We start from the raw sequence: 20,452 nt of genomic DNA, 5'->3' as shown, positions 1-20,452 counted from the left end.
GGTGCGTAGCCCTCAACTGCCCGCCGCCAGCCGGTGCGCATAGAGCCGCCGGTAGAACGGCGCGGCCCGCTCGATCAGGGCCTCGTGCCCCGGCGGCGGGGCCTTGGGTGGCGCGGGCGGGGTGAAGCCGGTGGAGGCTTCGACCGCGGCATACCAGTGCGGGGCCCAGACGCCGTCGCTGGCGCGCCGGCCGGGCGGCCAGGCCAGCATGGCCTCGTCGAAGGGGATATCCACGGCCCGGCACAGGGCAGCCAGCATGGCGCGCGGATCGGCCTGGACGTCGCGGCCGTCGATCACCGGCGGGGCATGGCCCAGGCGGTCGGCGGCGCGGTCGAAGATTTCCGCCTGCTCGGCCACGCCGATATCGGCCAGGGTGACGGTCGCGCGCTTCTCGAGGTACGAGGCGATCACCTCGGCCGGGTCGCGGATCAGGAAGCAGTTGGTGACCTGGGCAAGCCAGTCCCGCCCCATCTGCGGCAGCAGGTGATGGGTCATGTGCTTCTGGTAGTGGATCGTCCGGCCGCTGCCGACCGGCCCCTGCGTGAGGGTGTCGACGACCTTGCGCCAGTCGCATTCCATGGCTGCGATAATCGCATCCCGGCCGGGGTGGTCGAGACCGGTTTGCTTGAGATAGAAACCATAGAGCGGCTCGTCGACCACCACGGCGTCGGGCCGGTTCTCGAAGGCCCGCATCATCGCGGTTGATATATTGCGCGGGCCGGACCACATGGCGAGGCGAAGCGGCTGTTGCGGCGAGCGTGTCTGGGTCAATTCGGGTCGCTGGGCAGTGAGGTTGGTGACGGCGGAGTATCGCCGGATTCGGCCGTGTCTCCACATAATTCAACCCAACGCCCTTGGGCATCAGGTATCGTCCGCGCCATGCAGCCCATCCTGTCCGTCGCCCCAATTCTCTCGGTCTCGAAGGTGTCGAAGACCTATGCCTCGGGCTTCCAGGCGCTGAAGCAGGTCGACCTCGCGATCAAGCCGGGCGAGATCTTTGCCCTGCTGGGCCCAACGGCGCCGGCAAGACCACGCTGATCAGCATCATCTGCGGCCTGGTCAAGGCCAGCACCGGCCATGTGGTGGCCGACGGTCACGACATCGTCGCCGACTATCGGGCCGCCCGCGCCAAGATCGGCCTGGTGCCCCAGGAACTGACCACCGATTCCTTTGAATCGGTCTGGGCCACGGTCAGCTTCAGCCGCGGCCTGTTCGGCAAGCCGGCCAACCCGGCCTTTATCGAGAAGGTGCTGCGCGACCTCTCGCTGTGGGACAAGAAGGACAGCAAGATCATGACCCTGTCGGGGGGCATGAAGCGCCGGGTGATGATCGCCAAGGCCCTGTCCCACGAACCGCGCATCCTGTTTCTGGACGAGCCCACCGCCGGCGTCGATGTCGAGCTGCGCCGCGACATGTGGAACATGGTCCGCGCCCTGCGCGAGACCGGCGTCACCGTGATCCTGACCACCCACTACATCGACGAGGCCGAGGAAATGGCCGACCGCATCGGGGTGATCAACAAGGGCGAGATCATCCTGGTCGAGGACAAGGCCGAGCTGATGCGCAAGCTGGGGCGCAAGCAGTTGACCCTGCAACTGCAAAGCCCGCTGGCGCGGATCCCTGAAAGCCTGGCCGGCTTCAAGCTCGACCTGGCCGGCACCGGCGCGGAGCTGGTCTACACCTACGACACCCAGGGCGAGCGCACGGGCATCACCGCCCTGCTGGCCGCCATCGGCGAGGCCGGCATCCGCTTCAAGGACCTGCAGACCAGCCAGAGCTCGCTGGAAGAAATCTTCGTCAACCTGGTGAGGGAACAGCGATGAACCTCCACGCTGTCCGCGCGATCTATCTGTTCGAGATGGCGCGCACCTGGCGCACCCTGATGCAGAGCATCTTCTCGCCGGTGATCTCCACCTCGCTCTATTTCGTGGTCTTCGGCTCGGCCATCGGCTCGCGCATCACCGAGGTGAACGGCGTGCCCTACGGCGCCTTCATCGTGCCCGGCCTGATCATGCTGTCGCTGATGACGGAGAGCGTGTCCAACGCCTCCTTCGGGATCTACTTCCCCAAGTTCACCGGCACCATCTACGAGGTGCTGTCGGCCCCGGTTTCCGCGACGGAAGTCGTGCTCGCCTATGTCGGGGCGGCGGCCAGCAAGTCGATCATCTTAGGGACCATCATCCTGGCCACCGCCAGCCTGTTCGTGCCCCTGCATATCGAGCATCCGCTGTGGCTGGTGTTGTTCCTGCTGCTGACGGCGCTCAGCTTCAGCCTGTTCGGCTTCATCATCGGCATCTGGGCCAACGGTTTCGAGCAGTTGCAGTTCATTCCCATGCTGATCATCACGCCGCTGACCTTCCTGGGCGGCAGCTTCTATTCGATCGACATGCTGCCGGATTTCTGGCGCACGGTCAGCCTGTTCAACCCCGTGGTCTACCTGATCAGCGGCTTCCGCTGGAGCTTCTTTGGCGCCGCCGATGTCGATGTCGCCATCAGTTTAGGCATGACCCTGGTCTTCCTCGCGGCCGACCTGATCATCATCGGTTGGATCTTCAAGACCGGCTACCGCCTGAAGAACTGACCGCCCGCCTCGGCAAGGGTGAGGCTTGCGTGCAACACATGGGTCTATCGCGCCACACCAGGGAACCACATCGACGGTGCGGACATTTGGTTCATCACGAGTGCGCGGAAAACCGTCTCGCGCAACAACTGGTGGACCAAAAATAATGGGGCAGCGAATCCTGGTGGTCGAGGACGAGGCATTCATCGCCTTCTTTCTCGACACCGTCCTGACCGAAGCGGGCTACGAGGTGATCGGCCCGGTTGACGACGCCCTCTCGGCGATGCGTGTCGCGGCCGAGGAGCGCCCGGACCTTGCCCTGATGGATATCCGCCTGAAGGGCGAACTCGACGGCGTCACCGCCACCCGCCACCTGGTGGAAATCCTGGGCGTGCCCGTCGTGGTGGTCAGCGCCAACGCCTCCCAGGCGATTGACAGCCTGCGTTCCTTGACCAACTACATCCTGGGCAAGCCGGTTGCCTCGGAAGAACTCGTCAGCACCGTGCGCGAGGCGCTTGCCGCCTGAGGCCAGGCGCCTATCCTCGTCGGCACCAAAAAATGGGGGCCGACGTGATCAAACTGGTCTACTGCATCCGCAAGCGCACGGATCTTCCCGCCGAAGAGTTTCGCAAGTACTGGCTGGAACAGCACGGGCCGCTGGTGCGCAGCGTCGCGGCGCAGATCAACGCGGCCAAATATGTCCAGAGCCACACGGTCGAACCCGGCCTGAACGGTGTCCTCCAGCAATCCCGCGGCCTGGCCGAGCCCTATGACGGCATCACCGAGGTCTGGTGGGAGGATGTCGCCGATCTCCATGCCGCCATGGCCACGGCAGAGGGCCGCGCCGCCATGGGCCGCCTGGTCGACGACGAATCAAAATTCATCGATTTCGCCCATTCCCGCGTCTTCATGACCGAGGAACAGGTCATTTTCGACTGATGGCGCCCGGGCACTCCCCTCCGCCCGCTTGGCAGGCGAGGGGCTGGGGGAGGTGGGTCGGGCCGTCTCGAGATGCCGGTGTTTTGCCTCGACGACCTCCTCACCCAACCCTCTCCTCCCGCGGAGGAGAGGGCTTAAACTGACCAAATCCTGCGCAGGAAACTTGACCGGTTGGTCAATTTTTGATCAGGCTGTTGGCGGACCCTGGGGGCATGGTCACGCGGCAAGCGCTTCCGCGCCCTTGGCATAGTCCTTGCTCGAACAGGCTCGCGGCCGGTGGAATGCCGGCGGCGGCAGATGCATTGAGGGTGCCTGATCATGGCCTTGATCCAGACGGGGAACGGTGCGCGGGCGATGGCCTCCACGGGGCTTTCTGCCCAGACGGTTCCCTTCACGGAAATCCCCATCATCGATTTCGCCCCGATGGCCGGCGGCGGTGACGCCGCGCGTGAGGCTGTCGGCCTGGCCGTGCGCGAGGCCTGCATCAAGGTCGGCTTCTTCTATGCCAGGAACAGTGGCGTGAGCCCCGCGACGGTGGCCGAGACCTATCGGGCGGCGCGCAATTTCTTCGCCCTGCCGCTGGCGACCAAGCAGGCGATCCACATCGGCCAGTCGACCAACCACCGCGGCTATGTCCCCCTGCTGGAGGAGAACACCGATCCCACGGCCCGGGGCGACCTGCACGAGGCCTTCGACATGGCGCTGGAAGTACCGGCCGACGACGCGGACGTGCTGGCCGGCCAATCGCTCTACGGCCCCAATGTGTGGCCCGATGGCCCGCCTGGTTTCCGCGCGGCGATGAATGCCTACTACGCGGAAATCTACCAGTTCGGCCGCAAGATCTTCCGCGCCTTCGCCATCGCCCTGGACCTGGGCGAATACTATTTCGAGCCGCACATCACCAAGCCCACGGCCCAACTGCGCGTGCTGCATTATCCAAGCCAGGATGGCCCGGTGGACGACCGCCAGATCGGCATCGGTGCCCATTCCGACTATGAATGCTTCACCATCCTGTCGCAGGAAGACGTGCCCGCCCTGCAACTGCTGAACAGCGCCGGGCAGTGGGTTCACGCCCCGCCGATCCCCGACACCTTCATCGTCAACGTCGGCGACATGATGGCCCGCTGGACCAACGACATCTTCAAGTCGACGGTGCACCGCGCGATCAACCGCTCGGGCCGCGAGCGCTATTCGATCCCGTTCTTCTTCGGGCCGAATTTTACCACGCCGGTCGAGGTCTTCCCGACCTGCGCCGGCCCCGGCAACCCGGCCAAATACCCGCCGACCACCGCCGGGCAATACATCCTGTCGCGCTTCGACGAGACCTTCGCCTACCGCAAGAAACCGGCCGAACCGGCCTGACCCGCAACGCCGCCACCAGCAGGGGATGCATATGAGTGCCTTTGGTCGTTACCTCAATCCCACCCGCCGGGGCGTCCTGGCCACCGGCGTCGGGCTTGCCGCCCTGGTTGCCGGCATGCCCGCGGCCAAGGCCTTCGAACTGAAGGGCAAGCCCAAGATCGCCTTCATCTATGCCTCGACCATCAAGGACGGCGGCTGGAACGAGGCCATGGACGCCGCGCGCAAGAAGGTCGAGGCGGACCTGGGGCTCACCATCGCCACGTCGGAAAGCATCCCGGAGGAGGCAACGGCGTTCCGCTCGGCGGTGGATCTTTATGTGAAGCGCGGCTTCAACATCATCGTCGGCACCTCCTACGGTTACAGCGATCCGATCGCGGAGGCGGCCAAGGCCTATCCGGAAGTGGCTTTCCTCAATGCCTCGGGCACCACCAACGGCGCCAACCTGGAGAGTTTCTACGCCCGCACCTACGAGGCCTGGTACCTGGCCGGCATGGCGGCGGGGGCGGTGACCGGCGGCAAGGTCGGCATGCTGGGCGGCTTCCCCGTCGGCGTCGTCAACTGGGACCTGAACGCCTTCCTGCGCGGCGCCCGCGCCATGAAGGCCGATGCCCAGATGATCGGCATCTATACCAATTCCTGGTGGGACCCGGTGAAGGAAGGCCAGGTCGCCGAGGCCATGCTGGACCAGGGCGCCGATGTCATCGCCACCGACCTCAGCGCGGCTTCCGCCCTCAACGCGGCCGAGAAGCGCGGCAAGTATGCCGTGGGCTACCAGATCGACATGGCCGCCTATGCCCCCAACGGCATCCTGACCTCGGTCGTCTTCAAGTGGGAAAACTACCTGGCCCCTACGCTCAAGAACATCATCGCCGGCACCTGGAAGCCCGAGGAATACGGCGCCTTCGTCGGCCTCGCCACCAAGACCGTCGACCTGACGGCCTTCAGCGCCAAGCTCCCGCCGGAAGCCCTGGCCAAGATCGAGGCGGCGCGCAAGGCGATCGAGGCCGGCACCTTGACCCCGTTCGACGGCCCGGTGACCAAGCAGGACGGCAGCGTGGCCGTGCCCGCGGGCGAGAAGATGACCGACGAGGCGCTGTGGGCCATGGACTACTTCGTCGAGGGCGCCATCGGCACCATGCCGGCGGCCGCGAAGTAACGGGCGGCGATGCAGCCTGCCCTGTCCGGTGGGGCCGAGCGGCCCCACCGCCTGCGTCCCGCCCTGTCGCTGACACGCATCACCAAGAGTTTCGGCGAGCGCAAGGTGCTGGACGAGGCCGCCTTCACCGTGCGCTGGGGCGAGGTCCATGCCCTGCTGGGCGAGAACGGCGCCGGCAAGTCGACGATCATGAATGTCGCCACCGGCGTCTATGCCGCCGACGCAGGGGAAGTGGCGGTCGACGAGCAGGAGATCGCCATCCGCGGTCCGGCCGATGCGGCCAGGGCCGGCATCGGCATGGTGCACCAGCATTTCCGCCTGGTGAATTGCTTCTCCGTCGCCGAGAACATCCTGCTCGCCGCCGGCAATCTGGTGCCCGGCGTCACCAACCTGCGCAGCGCCGCCAAGGCGGTGGAGGCCAAGGGCCGCGAGGTGGGCCTCACCGTGCGTGCCAATGCCCGGATCGACGACCTGTCGGTGGCAGAACGCCAGCGCGTGGAAATTCTCAAGGTGCTGATCCTGGGCGCCCGGATCGTCATCCTCGACGAGCCCACCGCCGTGCTGACCGATGACGAGGCCAGGTCGCTGCTGGTCTTCGTGCGCCGGCTGGCCCAGGCGGGCTGTGCCGTGGTGCTGATCACCCACAAGCTGCGCGAGGTACTGGACCACAGCGACCGGGTCACGGTGATGCGCCAGGGCAGGACCGTCCTGGCCGATGCGCAGACCGTGGGCCTGGATGCCGGCGAACTTGCGCGCCAGATGGTCGGCGACCGCGTCGCCCGGGTCACCCCGGTGACCGCGGCGCCCGGTGCCGACCGCCTGACCCTGCGTAACCTCACCGTGCCGCGCCGTGACGGTACCCTTGGGATCGAGGGTGTGAGCCTCACCCTGCGGGCGGGCGAAATTCTCGGCATCGCCGGCGTGGGCGGCAACGGCCAGCAGCAACTGGCCGACGGCCTGATCGGCCTCGACCGCGTCACTGCCGGCGAGGCCCTGATCGGGACCGACGATATTACCCACCTCTCCGTGGCGCAGCGGCGGGCGCGGGGCCTGCGCATCATCCCTCCGACCGCTTCGCCAGTGGCCTGGTGGGCGACCTGACGGTGGCGGAAAACCTGGGCCTCACCATGCTGCGCCAGAGCGGCCTGAACCGGGGCTTCCTGATCGACCGGGCGGCGCTGCGCAAGCGGGCCGAGGCGGCGATCGCGGCCTACAGCATCGCCGGGGCGGCGCCCAACCGGACCAGCCGCCTGCTCTCGGGCGGCAATGCCCAGAAGCTGATCCTGGCGCGCGAGATCGACCCGGACCTGACCGTGCTGGTCGCCCATTCGCCCACCCGCGGCCTGGACGTGAAGGCCTGCCTGTTCGTGCACCAGGCGATCAAGGCCTGTGTCGAGGCCGGTGCCGCCTGCCTGCTGATCAGCGAGGATCTGGAGGAGGTGCTGTCGCTCTCCACCCGGGTCGCGGTGATGTGCGCCGGGCGGATCGCCGGGGAAATGCCTGTGGGCGAGGCGACGCCGGAGCGGATCGGCAAATTGATGATGGGCCATGTTTGAACGGATCTCCCTGGTCCGGCGCCAGGATGTGCCGCTCGCCACCAGGCTGGCGACATTCGCCGGCGGCCTGGCCGTCGGCATCGGCCTGTCCGCCCTGCTGCTGTGGTTTGCCGGGGTGCCGGGCGATGCCCTGGTCGATGAATTGTTCGTCCAGGTGTTCCTCTCGTCCGACGGCCTGGCCCAGACCGTGACCGGTGCCGCGCCGTTGATCCTGGTCGGCCTGTCGTCGGCCTTTGCCACGCGGGTACGCTTCTGGAACATCGGCATCGAGGGGCAATTGTGGTGGGGTGCCATCGCCGCCGCCGCCATCGGCATCTACGACATCGGCCCGCCGGTGCTGCGCCCCGTGCTCATGCTGCTGGCCGCCTGCCTGGCCGGCGCAGCCTGGATCGGCCTGCCCCTGTGGCTCAAGGTGCGTTACAGCATTTCCGAGACGGTGCTGACCCTGCTCTTGACCAACATCGCCTTCCTGTTCGTGCAGCACCTGCTGTTCGGCGCCTGGAAGGACCCGGCCACCGGCTTTCCGGTCTCGCCCCAGATGCAGCCGGCCGAGCAACTGGCCAAATTCGGCTGGGGCAATGTCGGGCTGAGCATCGTCATCGCCCTGGCCGTTGCCCTCCTCCTTTGGTTGCTGATCGATCGCAGCCGGCTGGGCATCTATGCCAGGGCGGTGGGCCTGAACGCGACCACGGCCAAGGCGACCGGCCTGCCGGTGACCATGACGATTACCATGCTGGTGCTGCTGTCGGGTGCCCTGTCGGGCCTGGCGGGCGGACTGGCCGTGGCGGCCACCGAATACCGCCTGACCCAGTTCCTGGGCGGCAACTATACCTTCAGCGGCATCGTCATCGGCTTCCTGGCGCGCACCCACCCCCTGGGCGTGGTGGTCGCGGCCTTCTGCGTCGCCGGCATGTTCACCGCCGGCTCCTCGCTCAAGGTGTTCTATTCCCTGTCGGATGCGGTGGTGGTGCTGATCGAGGGCATCATCTTGATGAGCCTGCTCGCCGCCCAGTTCTTCGCCACCTACAAGGTGGCGCTCGCCCGGCGGAGCGTCGCGGCATGACCGAATTTCTCGTGAGCTGGCTGGCCAGCACGCCGACCTTCGCCATTCCCATCATGATCGCCTGCGTCGGCCTGATCGTCAGCGAGCGGGCAGGGGTGCTGAACCTGGGTGCCGAGGGCCTGATGGCGGTGGGCGCCATGATGGCCGTGATGGTGACCTTGCGCTCGGGCCATCCCTGGGCCGGCATCATCGCCGGCGTCGGCGCCGGCATGGGCCTGTCCCTGCTGTTCGGCCTGGCGGTCGTGGTGCTGCGCGCCGACCAGATCCTGGCCGGCCTCGCCACGGTCGCCATGGGGGCGGGCCTGTCGGGCCTGATCGGGCGCGACTATGTCCACGAGACGGTGCCGGGCCTCGACAAGATCACCGTCCCGGGCCTGAGCGACCTGCCTGTCGTCGGCCCCATCCTGTTCAACCAGGATCCGCTCGCCTATTTCGCCGTCGGCCTGGCGCTGGCGGCCTGGTGGCTCCTGATGCGCACCCGTTTCGGCCTGCGCCTGCGCGCGGTGGGCGAGGATCCGGCGGCCGCCGACGTCGCCGGCGTCGACGTCCAGATGATGCAACTGGGCGCGGTCCTGGCCTCGGGCGCCGCCTGCGGCCTGGCCGGGGCCTATCTGTCGGTGGTGGCGAGCCAGGTCTGGGTCGAGAACATGGTGGCCGGGCGGGGCTGGATCGCCATCGGCCTGGTCATCTTCGCGCGCTGGAATCCCTCACGCGCCATTTTGGGCGCCCTGGTCTTCGGCGGCGCCGATGCCCTGCTGCCGCGCCTGCTGGCGACCGGCGCCGATGTGCCCAGCTACCTGATGATGATGTTGCCCTATGCCCTGACCATTCTGGTCCTGGCCCTGCCTGCCCTGTTTAAGGTCGGCCGCGGGGCCGAGCCGGAAAACCTGGGCAAACCCTACCTGCGGCAGGACCGGCGCTGAATCCTTAGCCGTCATTCCGGCGAAGGCCGGAATCCATTGCGACATCGCGCGCTGCCCCCGAATGGATCCCGGCCTGCGCCGGGATGACGGCCTAACTTGCGATCGCCGCCCGCACCACGTCGATGATGCGGTCCTGCACGTCCGTCCCCAGATAGGGGTGCATCGGCAGGCTCAGCACCTTGCCTGCCAGTTTCTCCGACATCGGCACGCCGCCGGGGCCAGACGGGAAGTGCTTGTAGCCTTCCTGGTGGGACAGCGGGATCGGGTAGTAGATGGCCGTGGGCACGCCGGCCTTCTGGCAGGCGGCGGCGACCTTGTTGCGGTCTTCCAGCAGCAGCGTGTATTGGGCCCAGACGCTGGTCGCCCCGGCGCTCACGCGGGGCACCACGGCAACGTCGGCCAGCGCTTCGTTGTAGCGCTGGGCGACGCGGTCGCGCGCCTCGATCTCGTCGGGGAATATCTTCAGCTTCTCGAGCAGCACCGCGGCCTGGATCGTATCCAGCCGGCCGTTGATGCCGATGCGGACATTCTCGTACTTGTCGCGCCCTTGCCCATGGATGCGCAGCGAGCGCAGGATCTCGATCAACTCGTCGTCATCGGTGAACACCGCGCCGCCGTCGCCGTAGCAGCCCAGCGGCTTGGCCGGGAAGAAGCTGGTCGAGGTCGCCAGGCCATAGGTGCCGACCGACCGGTTGTGCAATTTGGCGCCAAAGCTCTGCGCCGCGTCCGACATCAGCCACAGGCCGTTCACCTCGGCCACGGGCATGATGGCAGTATAGTCGGCCGGCTGGCCGAACAGGTCGACCGGGATCACGCCCACCGGGTTGAGGCCGGCCTCGCGGGCCCAGGCGATCGACCTGGCCAGGTGCGCCGGGTCCATGTTGAAACTGTCTTCCAGTACGTCGACGAAGACCGCCGTGGCGCCGACCCAGGCCACCACTTCGGCCGTGGCGACGAAGGTGAAGGCCGGCACGAAGACGGCATCGCCGGGCTTCACCCCCTTGGCCATCAGCACCAGGGCCAGGGCATCGGTGCCGTTGGCGCAGGTAAGGGTATGCCTGGCGCCGCAGAAGGCCGAGAGCTGGCGTTCCAGTTCGGTGACTTCCGGCCCCATGATATAGGCGCCGTGGTTGACCACCTTCAGGATCGCCTCGTCGACGGCGCTGCCCATGCGCGCGCGCTGGGTCTTCAGGTCGATGAACGGGATCGGGGCGGTGGTCATGATCGCGGCCTTTGGAGTCGAGGGGGGTGCCGAAGCTCAAGGTGAAGGGTTTGGCCGATCAGGCCCGCCGCTGCAAGCGCCACCCGCGCATGGCTGCCTTTGATTGGCCAAAGAGTCGCGCCAGGATGGCCTTCACCATGATCCATACATTCCCCCTTCGTCCGCTGGTCTTGGCAATCCTTTTGGCCGCTTGGGCACCGGTGTCATTTGCCCAAGCCTGGAAGGCCCCATGGTCGGTTTCGGGCTTCACGGTTGACATCAATCGCGGTTCCCTGCCGGACGGGCAGGAGCAAGCTGCGCTGCGCTTCACCCGCCCGGACGGTAAGGTCGCGGCCGAGTTTCCGGGTGAAAGCCGCTTCGACAACTGGGCTTTCATCACCGATGAAATACGGTTGCCTGGCATGACGGAGCCGATCGCGGCTTTCGTCCGCTCTTCCGGCGGCATTCACTGCTGTCTCACCATAGAGACGTTTCGTTTGGGGCGACGCCCACCAGGCTCGCGGCCAGTCCGCCGCAGGGAGGGGAAATCGCAACGATTGTCGAAACCTCATCGGGCTGGATAGTGCCATCCTATGATATGAGCTATGCCTTTGGTATCCATGGAGATTTCGACACCGCGCCCCATCCCCTGGTTTATTGGCGCCTGACCCCATCCGGCTTCGCGACCGCGCCCGAGCTTCAAAAGGTCGGTGCTGACGGCTTGCCCGCCCTATTCGCTCAGTGCCGCTCGACCGGCCGGGACGAGTACGGCAATCCATCCTGTGGCGAGTATGTCTTCCAACCGCGGACGGACGAGGCCCTGATCGCCTCCATCACGCGGGAGGTCTCGGTCCAAGCCAGCGCCGATCCCGACGCCATCTTTCGCTACCCATTTGCCGATGCGATCGCGGGCATTGCCGAAGGCCGTGCAGCCCTGGTGTTCGACGCTTTGGCAAAGGCCAAGGCACCACCGGCCGTGGCCCGTCGCTTGGTCCAGACCGTTGCGGCGCGCCGCTATTGGCCGGAGATTCTGGCCCTTAACGGAGTCGAGGCAATGTTGACGCCGCTGGCTAGTGATGGCCACGCTGTCGGTGCCGCTATTGCGGGCGACCGGCCGCTGCTCCCGTTGGGCCGCTACGGCGGGCCAACTTTGGGCTTTGTCGACTTGGCCTGCAACAGCGACGGCCATGTGCGCTTGCTCGATGCCTTCGGCGGTGGTCTTGGCGAACTGACAATGATCGGCTGTCCGCGTGTCGAGGTGCCTAACTCTCTCCTATTCAACGAGGCCGCGACTGGCGAAGCTTGGCCTGCCGCCGTGGTCGCGACCGGTCAGGACGGCGGCCGGGGCATCGTCGCGATCACCGCGCAAGGCGGCCTGGTCGTGCCGCTCGACGACGACACGATCGAGGTCGCGGGCTTCACCGATGAAGACAAGGACGGCAAGGCCGAGACGGTCGATCTCGTGTCAGGCGACCGCCGCGCCTCGTGCCCCCTGACCGACGTCGCCGCCGCCATGGGCTGCATCGACCAGTTCCCGGCGGCGGAGTGAGGGTGCCTATGTTACGGCAGCTCCTCTTGGGTCAACTGTGCCTGTGGCTCGTGACCCTCGTCGGCGGCGTTGCTGACGCACAAACCGACCGGGCTATCCGTCAATGGCAGGCAGGGGAGTATATGATCGACGCCTATCTGGATGATGATCGTTCGTCCGCCTGGAGCCAACTAGACGAGATCGATCCGAGCATCCCCTTAAATTTGCGTTTCTCGCGACCGGACGGGAGCGTGGCCGCGATCATTCGCGGCGATCCGCAGGCATCAGTCGCCTACTGGGAACTGCTGGCGGACAATATTCGATTGTCTGGAACTGACGACCGATTCGTTGCCTTCGGTCATTTTGAAGGGGGCAACTGCTGCGGCCGCGTCGAAGTGTTCCGTCTTGGGGAAACACCACACCTCTTTGCATCGACGCCGTGGAATAGAGGTGAACGAGAAGCCATCGTTAAAACAGCCCATGGATGGGTGGCCACCACCATCGACTCAAGCATGGATCGTAACGCCTTCCGGGGACATCCCGGCACGACACTTACCCTGATGCAGTGGCGGTTGACGGCGGCTGGTTTCGTCATCGCACCGGAATTGGGCAAGGCAAGCTCGGATGGCACCTCGGAACTTTCCAAGCAGTGTGAGATGGTCGGCGGGTGGCACGGGCCTCGTTGCAGCGACTATTTCGGTCCCGGCATGACGGACGGCGAAATGGCCGATCAGATCCGGGCAACGGTCGCTCGTGCCAAGGGGGATGGCAGAGAGATCCTGGAACGGCTGCCCAACGATGTTGTCGCGGCGATAGGCAGCGGGCGGGCCTCCCGGGTGTTTGACAGCCTGGCTGCTGCCGGTGCACCGCCGATGGTTTCGCGCGTGCTGGCGCAGCTCTATTTGCAAAGTCCGTACTGGCCTGAGGTTGTGAAACTCAACAGCCTGGCGACAATGTTGGGGCCCCTGACCAGCAATACGCCGGTCATCGCAGAGGCGATTGCGCGGGACCGGTTGCTATGGCCCTTGAGCGTGCTTGGCGGGCCGGTCCTTGGTTTGCTTGAGCAAACATGCGGTCCGGTTGAAAGCCGCCAGCGGCTTCTCGACGCGGATGGTGGTGAACTTGCGTCGTCGGTCGCCGCCGGCTGCCCGAGGATTCAGGCAACCACTCGTCCCGACGACGTGGCCGGCGCCATGGCGGTCCATTCGGATGGCCGGCGAGACTTGTTCATACTCACGCGACAGGGTGGCCTCGTGATCCACCGTGACGGGAAAGGGTGGCTGTCGCTGGTCGACAACGATCAGGACGGTAGGGCAGACGAGATCCATATCTATGCCGACAAAAAGATCTACTCCTGCCCATTGACCGATGCCGCCGGCACCATGGACTGCGTCGATCAGTTCCGGGCCGCGGAGTGATCAGCGGATTGCCGGCTATGATCAAATCTCGGTGTGACAGATTTTGGGCAGTCGTATGGTCGGCGACTGCGCTAAACACACAAGGTTTGAAACGTAATGCAGTGGAACAAGCTCGTCCCGGAACTGGTCGTTGCCGATATAACAAAGAGCCTTCATTTCTGGACGTCGTTGCTCGGATTTCAGGTCGCCTATGATCGCCCCGACGAGGGGTTCGCCTATCTGGACCTCGACGGCGCGCAAATCATGCTCGAACAGCGTGATCCCCGTAGTGGGCAGTGGCTGACCGGCATACTCGAAGCCCCCTTGGGCAGGGGCATCAATTTCCAGATCGAGGTCGGCGCGGTAGGCCCGATCATCCAGCGCCTGACCGGCGCCGGATGGCCATTGTTCCGTCCTTGCGCCGAAGCCTGGTATCGCGCCGGCACCGTCGAGGTCGGGCAGCGTCAGTTTCTTGTTCAAGATCCCGACGGCTATCTCATCCGACTGGCCGAATATCTGGGTGAACGCCCGCTCTAGCACCCCGTGCCTTCAAGAGACTGTTTCGTTAGGTGCGACGGCCGAACAGATTGCGTGGTTCGACAGGCTCACCATGAGGAAAGTCTGTTTGCCACAAAGATTCTCCTCATCCTGAGCCTGTCGAAGGACGCACGGCGTCTCTGCCAGGCACAACTTTGACGAGGTTGGGTGGAGAGGATGGCAGGAAAACGCCCGCATGATCAGGGCAGGGAGTTGCGGATCACCACGAAGACCTGCTGGGACGCGCCGCGGGTGTTGTAGAGCTTGGCGCCGTCCCATTTGAAGACCTTCTTGCCGATCTCGCCGGGCTTGCGGCCGACGTTGCCGCCGATCGTGTGGATGCCGTCACTGTCGACCGCCACGACGATGTCGCTGTGGCTGAAGTAGTTGGCGCTCTTGGCCGCCGCGTCATAGTCCATCGGCGACAGGTCGGGCCGGTTCATGCCCAGGATGTCGCCGGGGATGACCTGGCCCTTGATAAGCCGGAGGCCGCAGAAGCTGGCGTCCTGTTTCTTGGCCAGATAGTCGTTGATCGTGCGGTAGATGTAGAAAGCGTGCAGCGAACTGTAAGGGAAAGCCGCGCCCGCCCCCGCCAGATGCACCATGTAGGAGACGAAGGCCGCCGACCAGGCGAAGTCCGAACTGCCGTCGCGCTCGGCCAGGTTCAGGAAGGCCCAGTATTCCCCGATCCGCTGCTTCAGCGGCGAGGCATTCTCCAGCACCCCGCGGTACTTGGCGAATTCGGCATTGGTCTTGGCGACCAGCTTGTCGGCGAAGGATCCCATCAGCCTGCCTCTCCCTGGGATCATTCAATCACAAGGCGCGCGGGCGGCAAAACACTGCCGAAGGGCGCCATCCGGGCGCATGATCGGCGTGGCTGCCGATGACGGGGGGATTTGATGGATCAGAAGCTTTCCATGCTGCTCACCTTTACCGGCGGCTATGTCGACACATCGGGGTTCCTGGCCTTGCACGGGCTGTTGGCGGCTCACGTTACCGGCAACTTCATCACCTTTGGCGCGGCCCTGGCACAGGGGACTGCGGTCCCGGATTCCAAGTTGATTGCCGTGCCGGTCTTTTGCCTGGCGGTGGTTGGCGCACGGCTGCTGGGCGATCGGCTCGCGGCCCGGCGGATGCCCGTGCTGCGCTCGATGCTGATGGTGGAAACCCTGCTGCTGGCAATCGCGGCCGGAGTGGCCCTGTGGTCCGGAACCTTTGCCACGGCCGACGCCTGGCCGGCCCTGCTGACCGGCGTTTCGCTGGTCGCGGCCATGGCGGTCCAGACGGCAGCCCACCGGGTTCACCTGGCCGGTACCCCGATGACGACCGCGGTCACGGTCACGACGACGCAGGTCATGATCGATCTGACCGACCTGCTGCGCGGCTGGTCACCCGAGGCGGACGCAGCCTCGCGGGCGCGCTTGTACCGCTCGCTGGGCAGTCTGGTCGCTTATGCCGGGGGTTGCCTTGCCGCTGCCGGGGCTTTCACGGCGGGGGGCAGCTGGGGGCTTGTCCTGCCGCCCCTGGTGATCCTCGTCGCCGCGGGGCTGCCGGCCGCCCGCCTCGACGGCAAGCGACACTGACCGTTCAAGGTCGTGGGCCGTGGGCGGCGAAATAGTGCTGGAGCGCGATCGCCGCGGCGACGGTGGCGTTGAGGGATTCGACCGCGCCCGTGGTCGGGATGCCCAGGCGGGTGAGGGCAAGGCTGACCGGCAGGCCCTGGCCTTCCTCGCCCAGGACCAGGCGCAGGTCGCGCGGCCAGGGGAAGCGGCCGATGTCCTCGCCGCTGCCGTCCAGCGACACGATCGGGCCGCCGGCACCGGCCACCGCCGCCCAGTTCCGGGCCCGGGCAACGGCGAGCGTCAGGACCGCGTTGGCGCCGGCGCGCAGGGCGCGCGGGTGATAGGGATGGGCGGCATCGGGCAGAAGGACCAGCCGGGCTGCGCCAAAGGCCGCGGCACTGCGCATCACCGCGCCCAGGTTGCCGGGATCGCCCAGGGCGCAGACCAGTTCAAGGCCCTGGGGCGGGGCGGCCAGGTCGACCACCGGCATGTCCGGCACGCTGCCCACCAGCAGGGGCAGGTGGGTGCCCGAGACGTCGAGCCGTTCGAACAGCGGCCGGGCCAGGATGTGGCGGGTTACATGAGCGGGCAGGAGCGGTTCGATCGCCTGCAGCGCCGGCGTATCGGGGGCCAGCACCGCGGTGAAGCGGTCGGGCGCGGCGCTCAAGGCCTCGGGCACGGTCTTGCGCCCGGCCAGCAGGAAGGCGCCCTGCTTCTTGATGCCGCGACCGTCGAGCAGGCGCTCCCAGGCGCGGAAGCGGTCGTTGTTCTCGCTGTCGATATTGATGACGTGGCCGGCCATCTCAAATCGTCATCTGGGCGCCGAGCTCGATCACCCGCTCGGACGGGATCTGGAAGAACTCGGTCGCGTCGGAGGCGTTGCGGGCCAGCGAGATATAGAGCCGGTCCTGCCACAGGGGCATGCCGCCCTTGGCCGCCATGCCTGCCCGCAGCGACCGCCGCCCTAAGAAGAACGAGGTGTTCATGATGTCGTATTTGAGGCCCAGCTTGCGTGCCGCGGCCAGGGCCTTGGGCAGGTTCGGGCTCTCCATGTAACCGTAGGATACCTGCATCATCATCATCCGCTGGGACAGCGAATGCACGCTGACCCGATCGTCGGGGTCGACATGGGGGTCCTGGGCCACCTGGATGGTCACGATCACGTTCTGCTCGTGCAGCACCTTGTTGTGCTTGAGATTGTGCATCAGGGCGACCGGCGCGACATTGGGCGTCGAGGTCAGGAACATGGCGGTGCCGGGCACCTGGTGCGGGTGGCTCTTGTCCAGCATGGCCACGACGTCGAGCAGGGGCAGGCTGTCGCGCTTGGCCTTCTCGGACAGGATGTGGGTGCCGCGCACCCAGGTGAACATGATCAGGGCCAGGCTGGCGCCCAGCACCAGGGGCATCCAGCCGCCCTCGGCCACTTTCAGCAGGTTGGCGCCCAAGAAGGTCAGGTCGATGATCAGCAACGGGATCATGACCGCCAGCACGGCGATCAGCGGCCAGCCCCAGCGCTTGCGCATGATCACGAACATCAGCGCGGCGGTGACGACCATGGTGCCGGTGACGGCGATGCCATAGGCCGAGGCGAGGTTGCTGGACGACTGGAAGGTCAGCACCAGCAGGATGACGGCGATCATCAGCAGCCGGTTCACCCGCGGCAGGAAGATCTGGCCGGCATGCTCGTCCGAGGTATGGCGGATTTCCATGCGCGGCAGGATGCCGAGCTGGATAGCCTGGCGCGACAACGAAAAGGCACCGGTGATCACGGCCTGGGAGGCGATGACCGTCGCCGCGGTGGCCAGCAGCACCATGGGCAGCAGTGCCCATTCGGGCACCAGCAGGAAGAACGGGTTTTCCAGCGCTTCCGGGTTGCTCAGCACCAGGGCGCCCTGGCCCAGGTAGTTCAGGGTCAGCGCCGGGAACACCAGGGCCGTCCAGGCCAGGCGGATGGGCTTGCGGCCGAAATGGCCGAGGTCGGCGTAAAGCGCCTCGGCCCCGGTCACCGCCAGCAGCACCGAGCCCAGGGCGATGACGCCCACGGTGCGGTGTTCCAGCAGGAAATCGACGGCATAGTAGGGGTTGAAGGCGAGCAGGATTTCCGGCTGGTCGGCGATATGGATCAGGCCGGCCGCGGCCATGGCCAGGAACCACACGGCCATGATCGGGCCGAACAGGGTCGCGACGCTGGCGGTGCCCCGGCTTTGCACGACGAACAGGCAGATGATGATGCCGACGGTCATGGGCAGGATGTAGCTGTCGAAGGCGGGGGTGATCAGCTTCACGCCCTCGATCGCCGACAGCACCGAGATGGCGGGCGTGATGACGGCATCACCATAGAACAGCGACGCCCCGATGACGCCCAGCACGAAGACGAAGCCGGTGCGCCCGGCCAGGGCCCGCCGGGCCAGCGACATCAGCGACAGCACGCCGCCCTCGCCGTTGTTGTCGGCGCGCAGCACCAGGATCACGTATTTCAGGGTCACCATCAGGATCAGCGACCACAGGATCAGCGACAGCACGCCCAGCACCATGGCCTGGGTCACCGGCTCCAGCGAGGCGGTGTGATGCAGCGCCTCGCGGAAGGCGTAGAGCGGGCTGGTGCCGATGTCGCCATAGACCACGCCGACGCTGCCCAGTGCCAGCGACCACAGGCGGACACGCTTGGCCTCGCCGCCTTCGCCCGTGCTGCCGTGTGCCATGGGCTTATCCGTCGCGGCGTTGCTCATCGCGTGCTCCGCATCATCTGGATGAGGTCTGGAGGTGGATCATGAGGGGCCATCTCGCGACCGCATAGCCTGTTCTGCACCGCAGCGCAAATTAGCGCTGCAAAATCGGCCCCGCTCAACCCTCGATCTCTTCGCGCAGCATCTCGAGGGTCAGCCACTCTTCCTCGGCGGAAGCCAGTTCGCCCTGCGCGGCTTCGAGCCGGCTGACGGTCGCCTGAAAGGCCTTGGGATCGCGCGAAAACAGGGCGCCGTCGTGGAGCTTGCCCTGCAAGGCGGCGATTTCCTGGGTCAAGGCTTCCATGCGCTTGGGCAGGGCCCCCAGGGCGTGCTTGTCCTTGAACGACAGCTTGCGCTTGGCGGCGGCGCGCGGCGCAGCCTCGACGCCCGCCTCCGCCGCCTTGGGCGCGGTGGCGGCCGCCTCGCGGGCTTCGACGCCGTGCCCGCGCTGCATGATCATGTCGCTGTAGCCGCCGGCATATTCGGTCCAGCGTCCCGGGCCCTCGTAGGCCAGGATCGAGGTGGCCGTCCGGTCCAGGAAGTCGCGATCATGGCTGACCAGCAGCACCGTGCCGGCGTAATCGGCGATCATCTCCTCGAGCAGGTCGAGGGTTTCCAGGTCGAGATCGTTGGTCGGCTCGTCCAGCACCAGCAGGTTCGACGGCTTGGCCAGGGCGCGCGCCAGCATCAGCCGGCCGCGCTCGCCGCCCGACAGCACGCCGACGGGCGTGCGCGCCTGTTCGGGCGGAAACAGGAAATCCTTCATGTAGCTGACGACATGCTTGTACTGGCCGCCGACCAGCACCTGGTCGCTGCCGCCGCCGGTCAGCACGTCGGCGAGCGGGGTCGCCGGGTCCAAGTCCTCGCGCTTCTGGTCCAGGGTGACCATCGCCAGGTTGGTGCCCAGCCGCACGACGCCCTTGTCGGGCGGCATCGCCCCGGTCAGCAGGTTGATCAGGGTGGTCTTGCCGGCGCCGTTGGGCCCGACGATACCCAGCCGGTCATTGCGGCGCAGGCGCAGCGACAGCTCGGTGACCATGGGCCGCGCGCCGTAGTTCTTCGAGATCACCTTGGCCTCGATCACCAGCTTGCCCGAGGTTTCGACCTCGCCGACCGTCAGGCGCACGTTGCCGGTTGCCCGGCGGCCCTCGCGCCGGTCCTGGCGCAGGCTGTGCAGGTCGCCCAGGCGGCGCATGTTGCGCTTGCGCCGGCCCGATACGCCGTGGCGCAGCCAGTCCAGCTCGGCGACGATCTTGCGGTCCAGCTTGTGGCGGTCACGCTCTTCCTGTTCGAGGACGGCGTCGCGCCATTCCTCGAAGGCGCCAAAGCCGCGGTCGGTGCGCCGGGCGATGCCGCGGTCGAGCCACACCGTGGCCCGCGACAGGCTGGTCAGGAAGCGGCGGTCATGGCTGATCAGCACCAGGGCCGAGCGGTAGCGCCGCAACTCGTCCTCCAGCCATTCGATGGCCGGCAGGTCCAGGTGGTTGGTCGGCTCGTCGAGCAGCAGGATGTCGGGCTCGGGCGCCAGGGTGCGGGCCAGGGCGGCGCGGCGAATCTCGCCGCCCGACAGGCCGGCGGGATTCTCTTCGCCGGTCATGCCCAGCGCTTCCAGGAGGGAGCGGGCGCGATGGTGATCGTCACCCTCGGCCAGCCCCGCCTCGACATAGGCCAGCGTGGTGGCAAAGCCCGAGAGGTCGGGCTCCTGGGGCAGGTAGCGGATGGTGACGCCGGTCTGCACGATGCGCTTGCCGCCATCGGGCTCGATCAGGCCGGCGGCGATTTTGAGCAGGGTCGACTTGCCCGAGCCGTTGCGCCCGACCAGGCACAGCCGTTCGCCTTCGCCGACGATCAGTTCGGCGCCATCGATAACCGGCTGGCCGCCGTAGCCGACATGAATGTCGCTGAGGGTGAGAAGGGGAGCTGCCATGATGTGGTGGCGTTC

At 66.5% G+C, this 20,452-nt stretch carries 22 protein-coding genes; 16 read left to right on the top strand and 6 right to left on the bottom strand.

Annotated features, from left to right (window positions below):
- Positions 1-12 precede the first annotated feature (12 nt).
- Positions 13-771, bottom strand: a complete 759-nt coding sequence (locus tag D3874_RS12465) for a sulfotransferase-like domain-containing protein (protein WP_199699039.1) — start codon at positions 769-771, stop codon at positions 13-15.
- A gap of 108 nt (positions 772-879) precedes the next feature.
- On the opposite strand from D3874_RS12465, the gene D3874_RS30290 reads away from it, so the two are divergent.
- From D3874_RS30290 to D3874_RS12420, 11 genes are all read left to right on the top strand, one after another.
- Positions 880-1,038, top strand: a complete 159-nt coding sequence (locus D3874_RS30290) for a hypothetical protein (protein ID WP_233560319.1) — start codon at positions 880-882, stop codon at positions 1,036-1,038.
- Entirely contained in the window at positions 1,035-1,823 is a 789-nt protein-coding gene (locus D3874_RS12460) for an ABC transporter ATP-binding protein (protein ID WP_233560200.1), read from the top strand. The genes D3874_RS30290 and D3874_RS12460 overlap by 4 nt, the downstream gene beginning before the upstream one ends.
- Positions 1,820-2,581, top strand: a complete 762-nt coding sequence (locus D3874_RS12455; RefSeq protein WP_119778373.1) for an ABC transporter permease — start codon at positions 1,820-1,822, stop codon at positions 2,579-2,581. Before D3874_RS12460 ends, D3874_RS12455 begins: the two co-directional genes overlap by 4 nt.
- 145 nt (positions 2,582-2,726) lie before the next feature.
- The gene (locus D3874_RS12450; protein WP_119778372.1) at positions 2,727-3,086 is read left to right on the top strand and encodes a response regulator; all 360 of its coding nucleotides are present in this window, start codon (positions 2,727-2,729) and stop codon (positions 3,084-3,086) included.
- A 44-nt stretch (positions 3,087-3,130) separates the two neighbouring features.
- Positions 3,131-3,499, top strand: a complete 369-nt coding sequence (locus tag D3874_RS12445) for an EthD domain-containing protein (RefSeq protein ID WP_158595965.1) — start codon at positions 3,131-3,133, stop codon at positions 3,497-3,499.
- 318 nt (positions 3,500-3,817) lie between these two features.
- Positions 3,818-4,861 (top strand): isopenicillin N synthase family dioxygenase, encoded by a 1,044-nt coding sequence (locus tag D3874_RS12440; RefSeq protein ID WP_119778370.1) that lies wholly within the window; start codon positions 3,818-3,820, stop codon positions 4,859-4,861.
- A 31-nt stretch (positions 4,862-4,892) separates the two neighbouring features.
- The gene (locus D3874_RS12435; protein WP_199699038.1) at positions 4,893-6,017 is read left to right on the top strand and encodes a BMP family ABC transporter substrate-binding protein; all 1,125 of its coding nucleotides are present in this window, start codon (positions 4,893-4,895) and stop codon (positions 6,015-6,017) included.
- Positions 6,018-6,026: 9 nt separating this feature from the next.
- On the top strand, positions 6,027-7,118 hold the full coding sequence (locus D3874_RS12430; protein ID WP_199699037.1) for an ATP-binding cassette domain-containing protein: 1,092 nt from the start codon (positions 6,027-6,029) through the stop codon (positions 7,116-7,118).
- Positions 7,106-7,573, top strand: coding sequence for an ATP-binding cassette domain-containing protein (locus tag D3874_RS29260; RefSeq protein ID WP_199699036.1), 468 nt, complete (start codon positions 7,106-7,108; stop codon positions 7,571-7,573). The genes D3874_RS12430 and D3874_RS29260 overlap by 13 nt, the downstream gene beginning before the upstream one ends.
- The gene (locus D3874_RS12425) at positions 7,566-8,636 is read left to right on the top strand and encodes an ABC transporter permease (RefSeq protein ID WP_119778368.1); all 1,071 of its coding nucleotides are present in this window, start codon (positions 7,566-7,568) and stop codon (positions 8,634-8,636) included. The genes D3874_RS29260 and D3874_RS12425 overlap by 8 nt, the downstream gene beginning before the upstream one ends.
- Positions 8,633-9,559, top strand: a complete 927-nt coding sequence (locus D3874_RS12420; RefSeq protein ID WP_119778367.1) for an ABC transporter permease — start codon at positions 8,633-8,635, stop codon at positions 9,557-9,559. The genes D3874_RS12425 and D3874_RS12420 overlap by 4 nt, the downstream gene beginning before the upstream one ends.
- A 91-nt stretch (positions 9,560-9,650) precedes the next feature.
- Here the strand turns inward: D3874_RS12420 and D3874_RS12415 are convergent, their stop codons facing one another.
- Positions 9,651-10,781: a DegT/DnrJ/EryC1/StrS family aminotransferase gene (locus D3874_RS12415; RefSeq protein ID WP_119778366.1), complete on the bottom strand. Its 1,131-nt coding sequence runs from the start codon at positions 10,779-10,781 to the stop codon at positions 9,651-9,653.
- Positions 10,782-10,807: 26 nt separating this feature from the next.
- Between D3874_RS12415 and D3874_RS28005 the strand changes: the two genes are divergently transcribed.
- The 4 genes from D3874_RS28005 to D3874_RS12400 all read left to right on the top strand — a co-directional run bounded on the left by D3874_RS28005 (position 10,808) and on the right by D3874_RS12400 (position 14,222).
- Complete coding sequence (locus D3874_RS28005; RefSeq protein ID WP_147385642.1) at positions 10,808-11,344, top strand: hypothetical protein; 537 nt, start codon at positions 10,808-10,810, stop codon at positions 11,342-11,344.
- A gap of 14 nt (positions 11,345-11,358) precedes the next feature.
- On the top strand, positions 11,359-12,309 hold the full coding sequence (locus D3874_RS12410) for a hypothetical protein (RefSeq protein ID WP_119778365.1): 951 nt from the start codon (positions 11,359-11,361) through the stop codon (positions 12,307-12,309).
- Positions 12,310-12,431: 122 nt separating this feature from the next.
- Positions 12,432-13,706 (top strand): hypothetical protein, encoded by a 1,275-nt coding sequence (locus tag D3874_RS12405; RefSeq protein ID WP_147385641.1) that lies wholly within the window; start codon positions 12,432-12,434, stop codon positions 13,704-13,706.
- Positions 13,707-13,802: 96 nt separating this feature from the next.
- Complete coding sequence (locus tag D3874_RS12400) at positions 13,803-14,222, top strand: bleomycin resistance protein (protein WP_119778363.1); 420 nt, start codon at positions 13,803-13,805, stop codon at positions 14,220-14,222.
- A gap of 200 nt (positions 14,223-14,422) precedes the next feature.
- On the opposite strand, the gene D3874_RS12395 is transcribed toward D3874_RS12400, so the two are convergent.
- Entirely contained in the window at positions 14,423-15,007 is a 585-nt protein-coding gene (locus D3874_RS12395; RefSeq protein ID WP_158595964.1) for a DUF2272 domain-containing protein, read from the bottom strand.
- A gap of 114 nt (positions 15,008-15,121) precedes the next feature.
- Between D3874_RS12395 and D3874_RS12390 the strand changes: the two genes are divergently transcribed.
- Positions 15,122-15,805 carry a DUF1275 family protein gene (locus tag D3874_RS12390; protein WP_119778361.1) on the top strand — a complete coding sequence of 228 codons (684 nt, stop codon included), beginning with the start codon at positions 15,122-15,124 and terminating at the stop codon, positions 15,803-15,805.
- A 4-nt stretch (positions 15,806-15,809) separates the two neighbouring features.
- On the opposite strand, the gene D3874_RS12385 is transcribed toward D3874_RS12390, so the two are convergent.
- From D3874_RS12385 to D3874_RS12375, 3 genes are all read right to left on the bottom strand, one after another.
- Positions 15,810-16,586, bottom strand: a complete 777-nt coding sequence (locus D3874_RS12385) for a TrmH family RNA methyltransferase (protein WP_119778360.1) — start codon at positions 16,584-16,586, stop codon at positions 15,810-15,812.
- Position 16,587: 1 nt separating this feature from the next.
- Positions 16,588-18,486, bottom strand: coding sequence for a potassium transporter Kup (locus tag D3874_RS12380; RefSeq protein ID WP_199699035.1), 1,899 nt, complete (start codon positions 18,484-18,486; stop codon positions 16,588-16,590).
- A gap of 142 nt (positions 18,487-18,628) precedes the next feature.
- On the bottom strand, positions 18,629-20,437 hold the full coding sequence (locus D3874_RS12375) for an ABC-F family ATP-binding cassette domain-containing protein (RefSeq protein WP_119782267.1): 1,809 nt from the start codon (positions 20,435-20,437) through the stop codon (positions 18,629-18,631).
- Positions 20,438-20,452 lie beyond the last annotated feature (15 nt).

Source organism: Oleomonas cavernae, from assembly GCF_003590945.1.
Taxonomy (GTDB): domain Bacteria; phylum Pseudomonadota; class Alphaproteobacteria; order Zavarziniales; family Zavarziniaceae; genus Zavarzinia; species Zavarzinia cavernae.
Note: the sequence above shows the minus strand (reverse complement) of the source record. Positions and strands in the feature narration are given on the sequence as shown.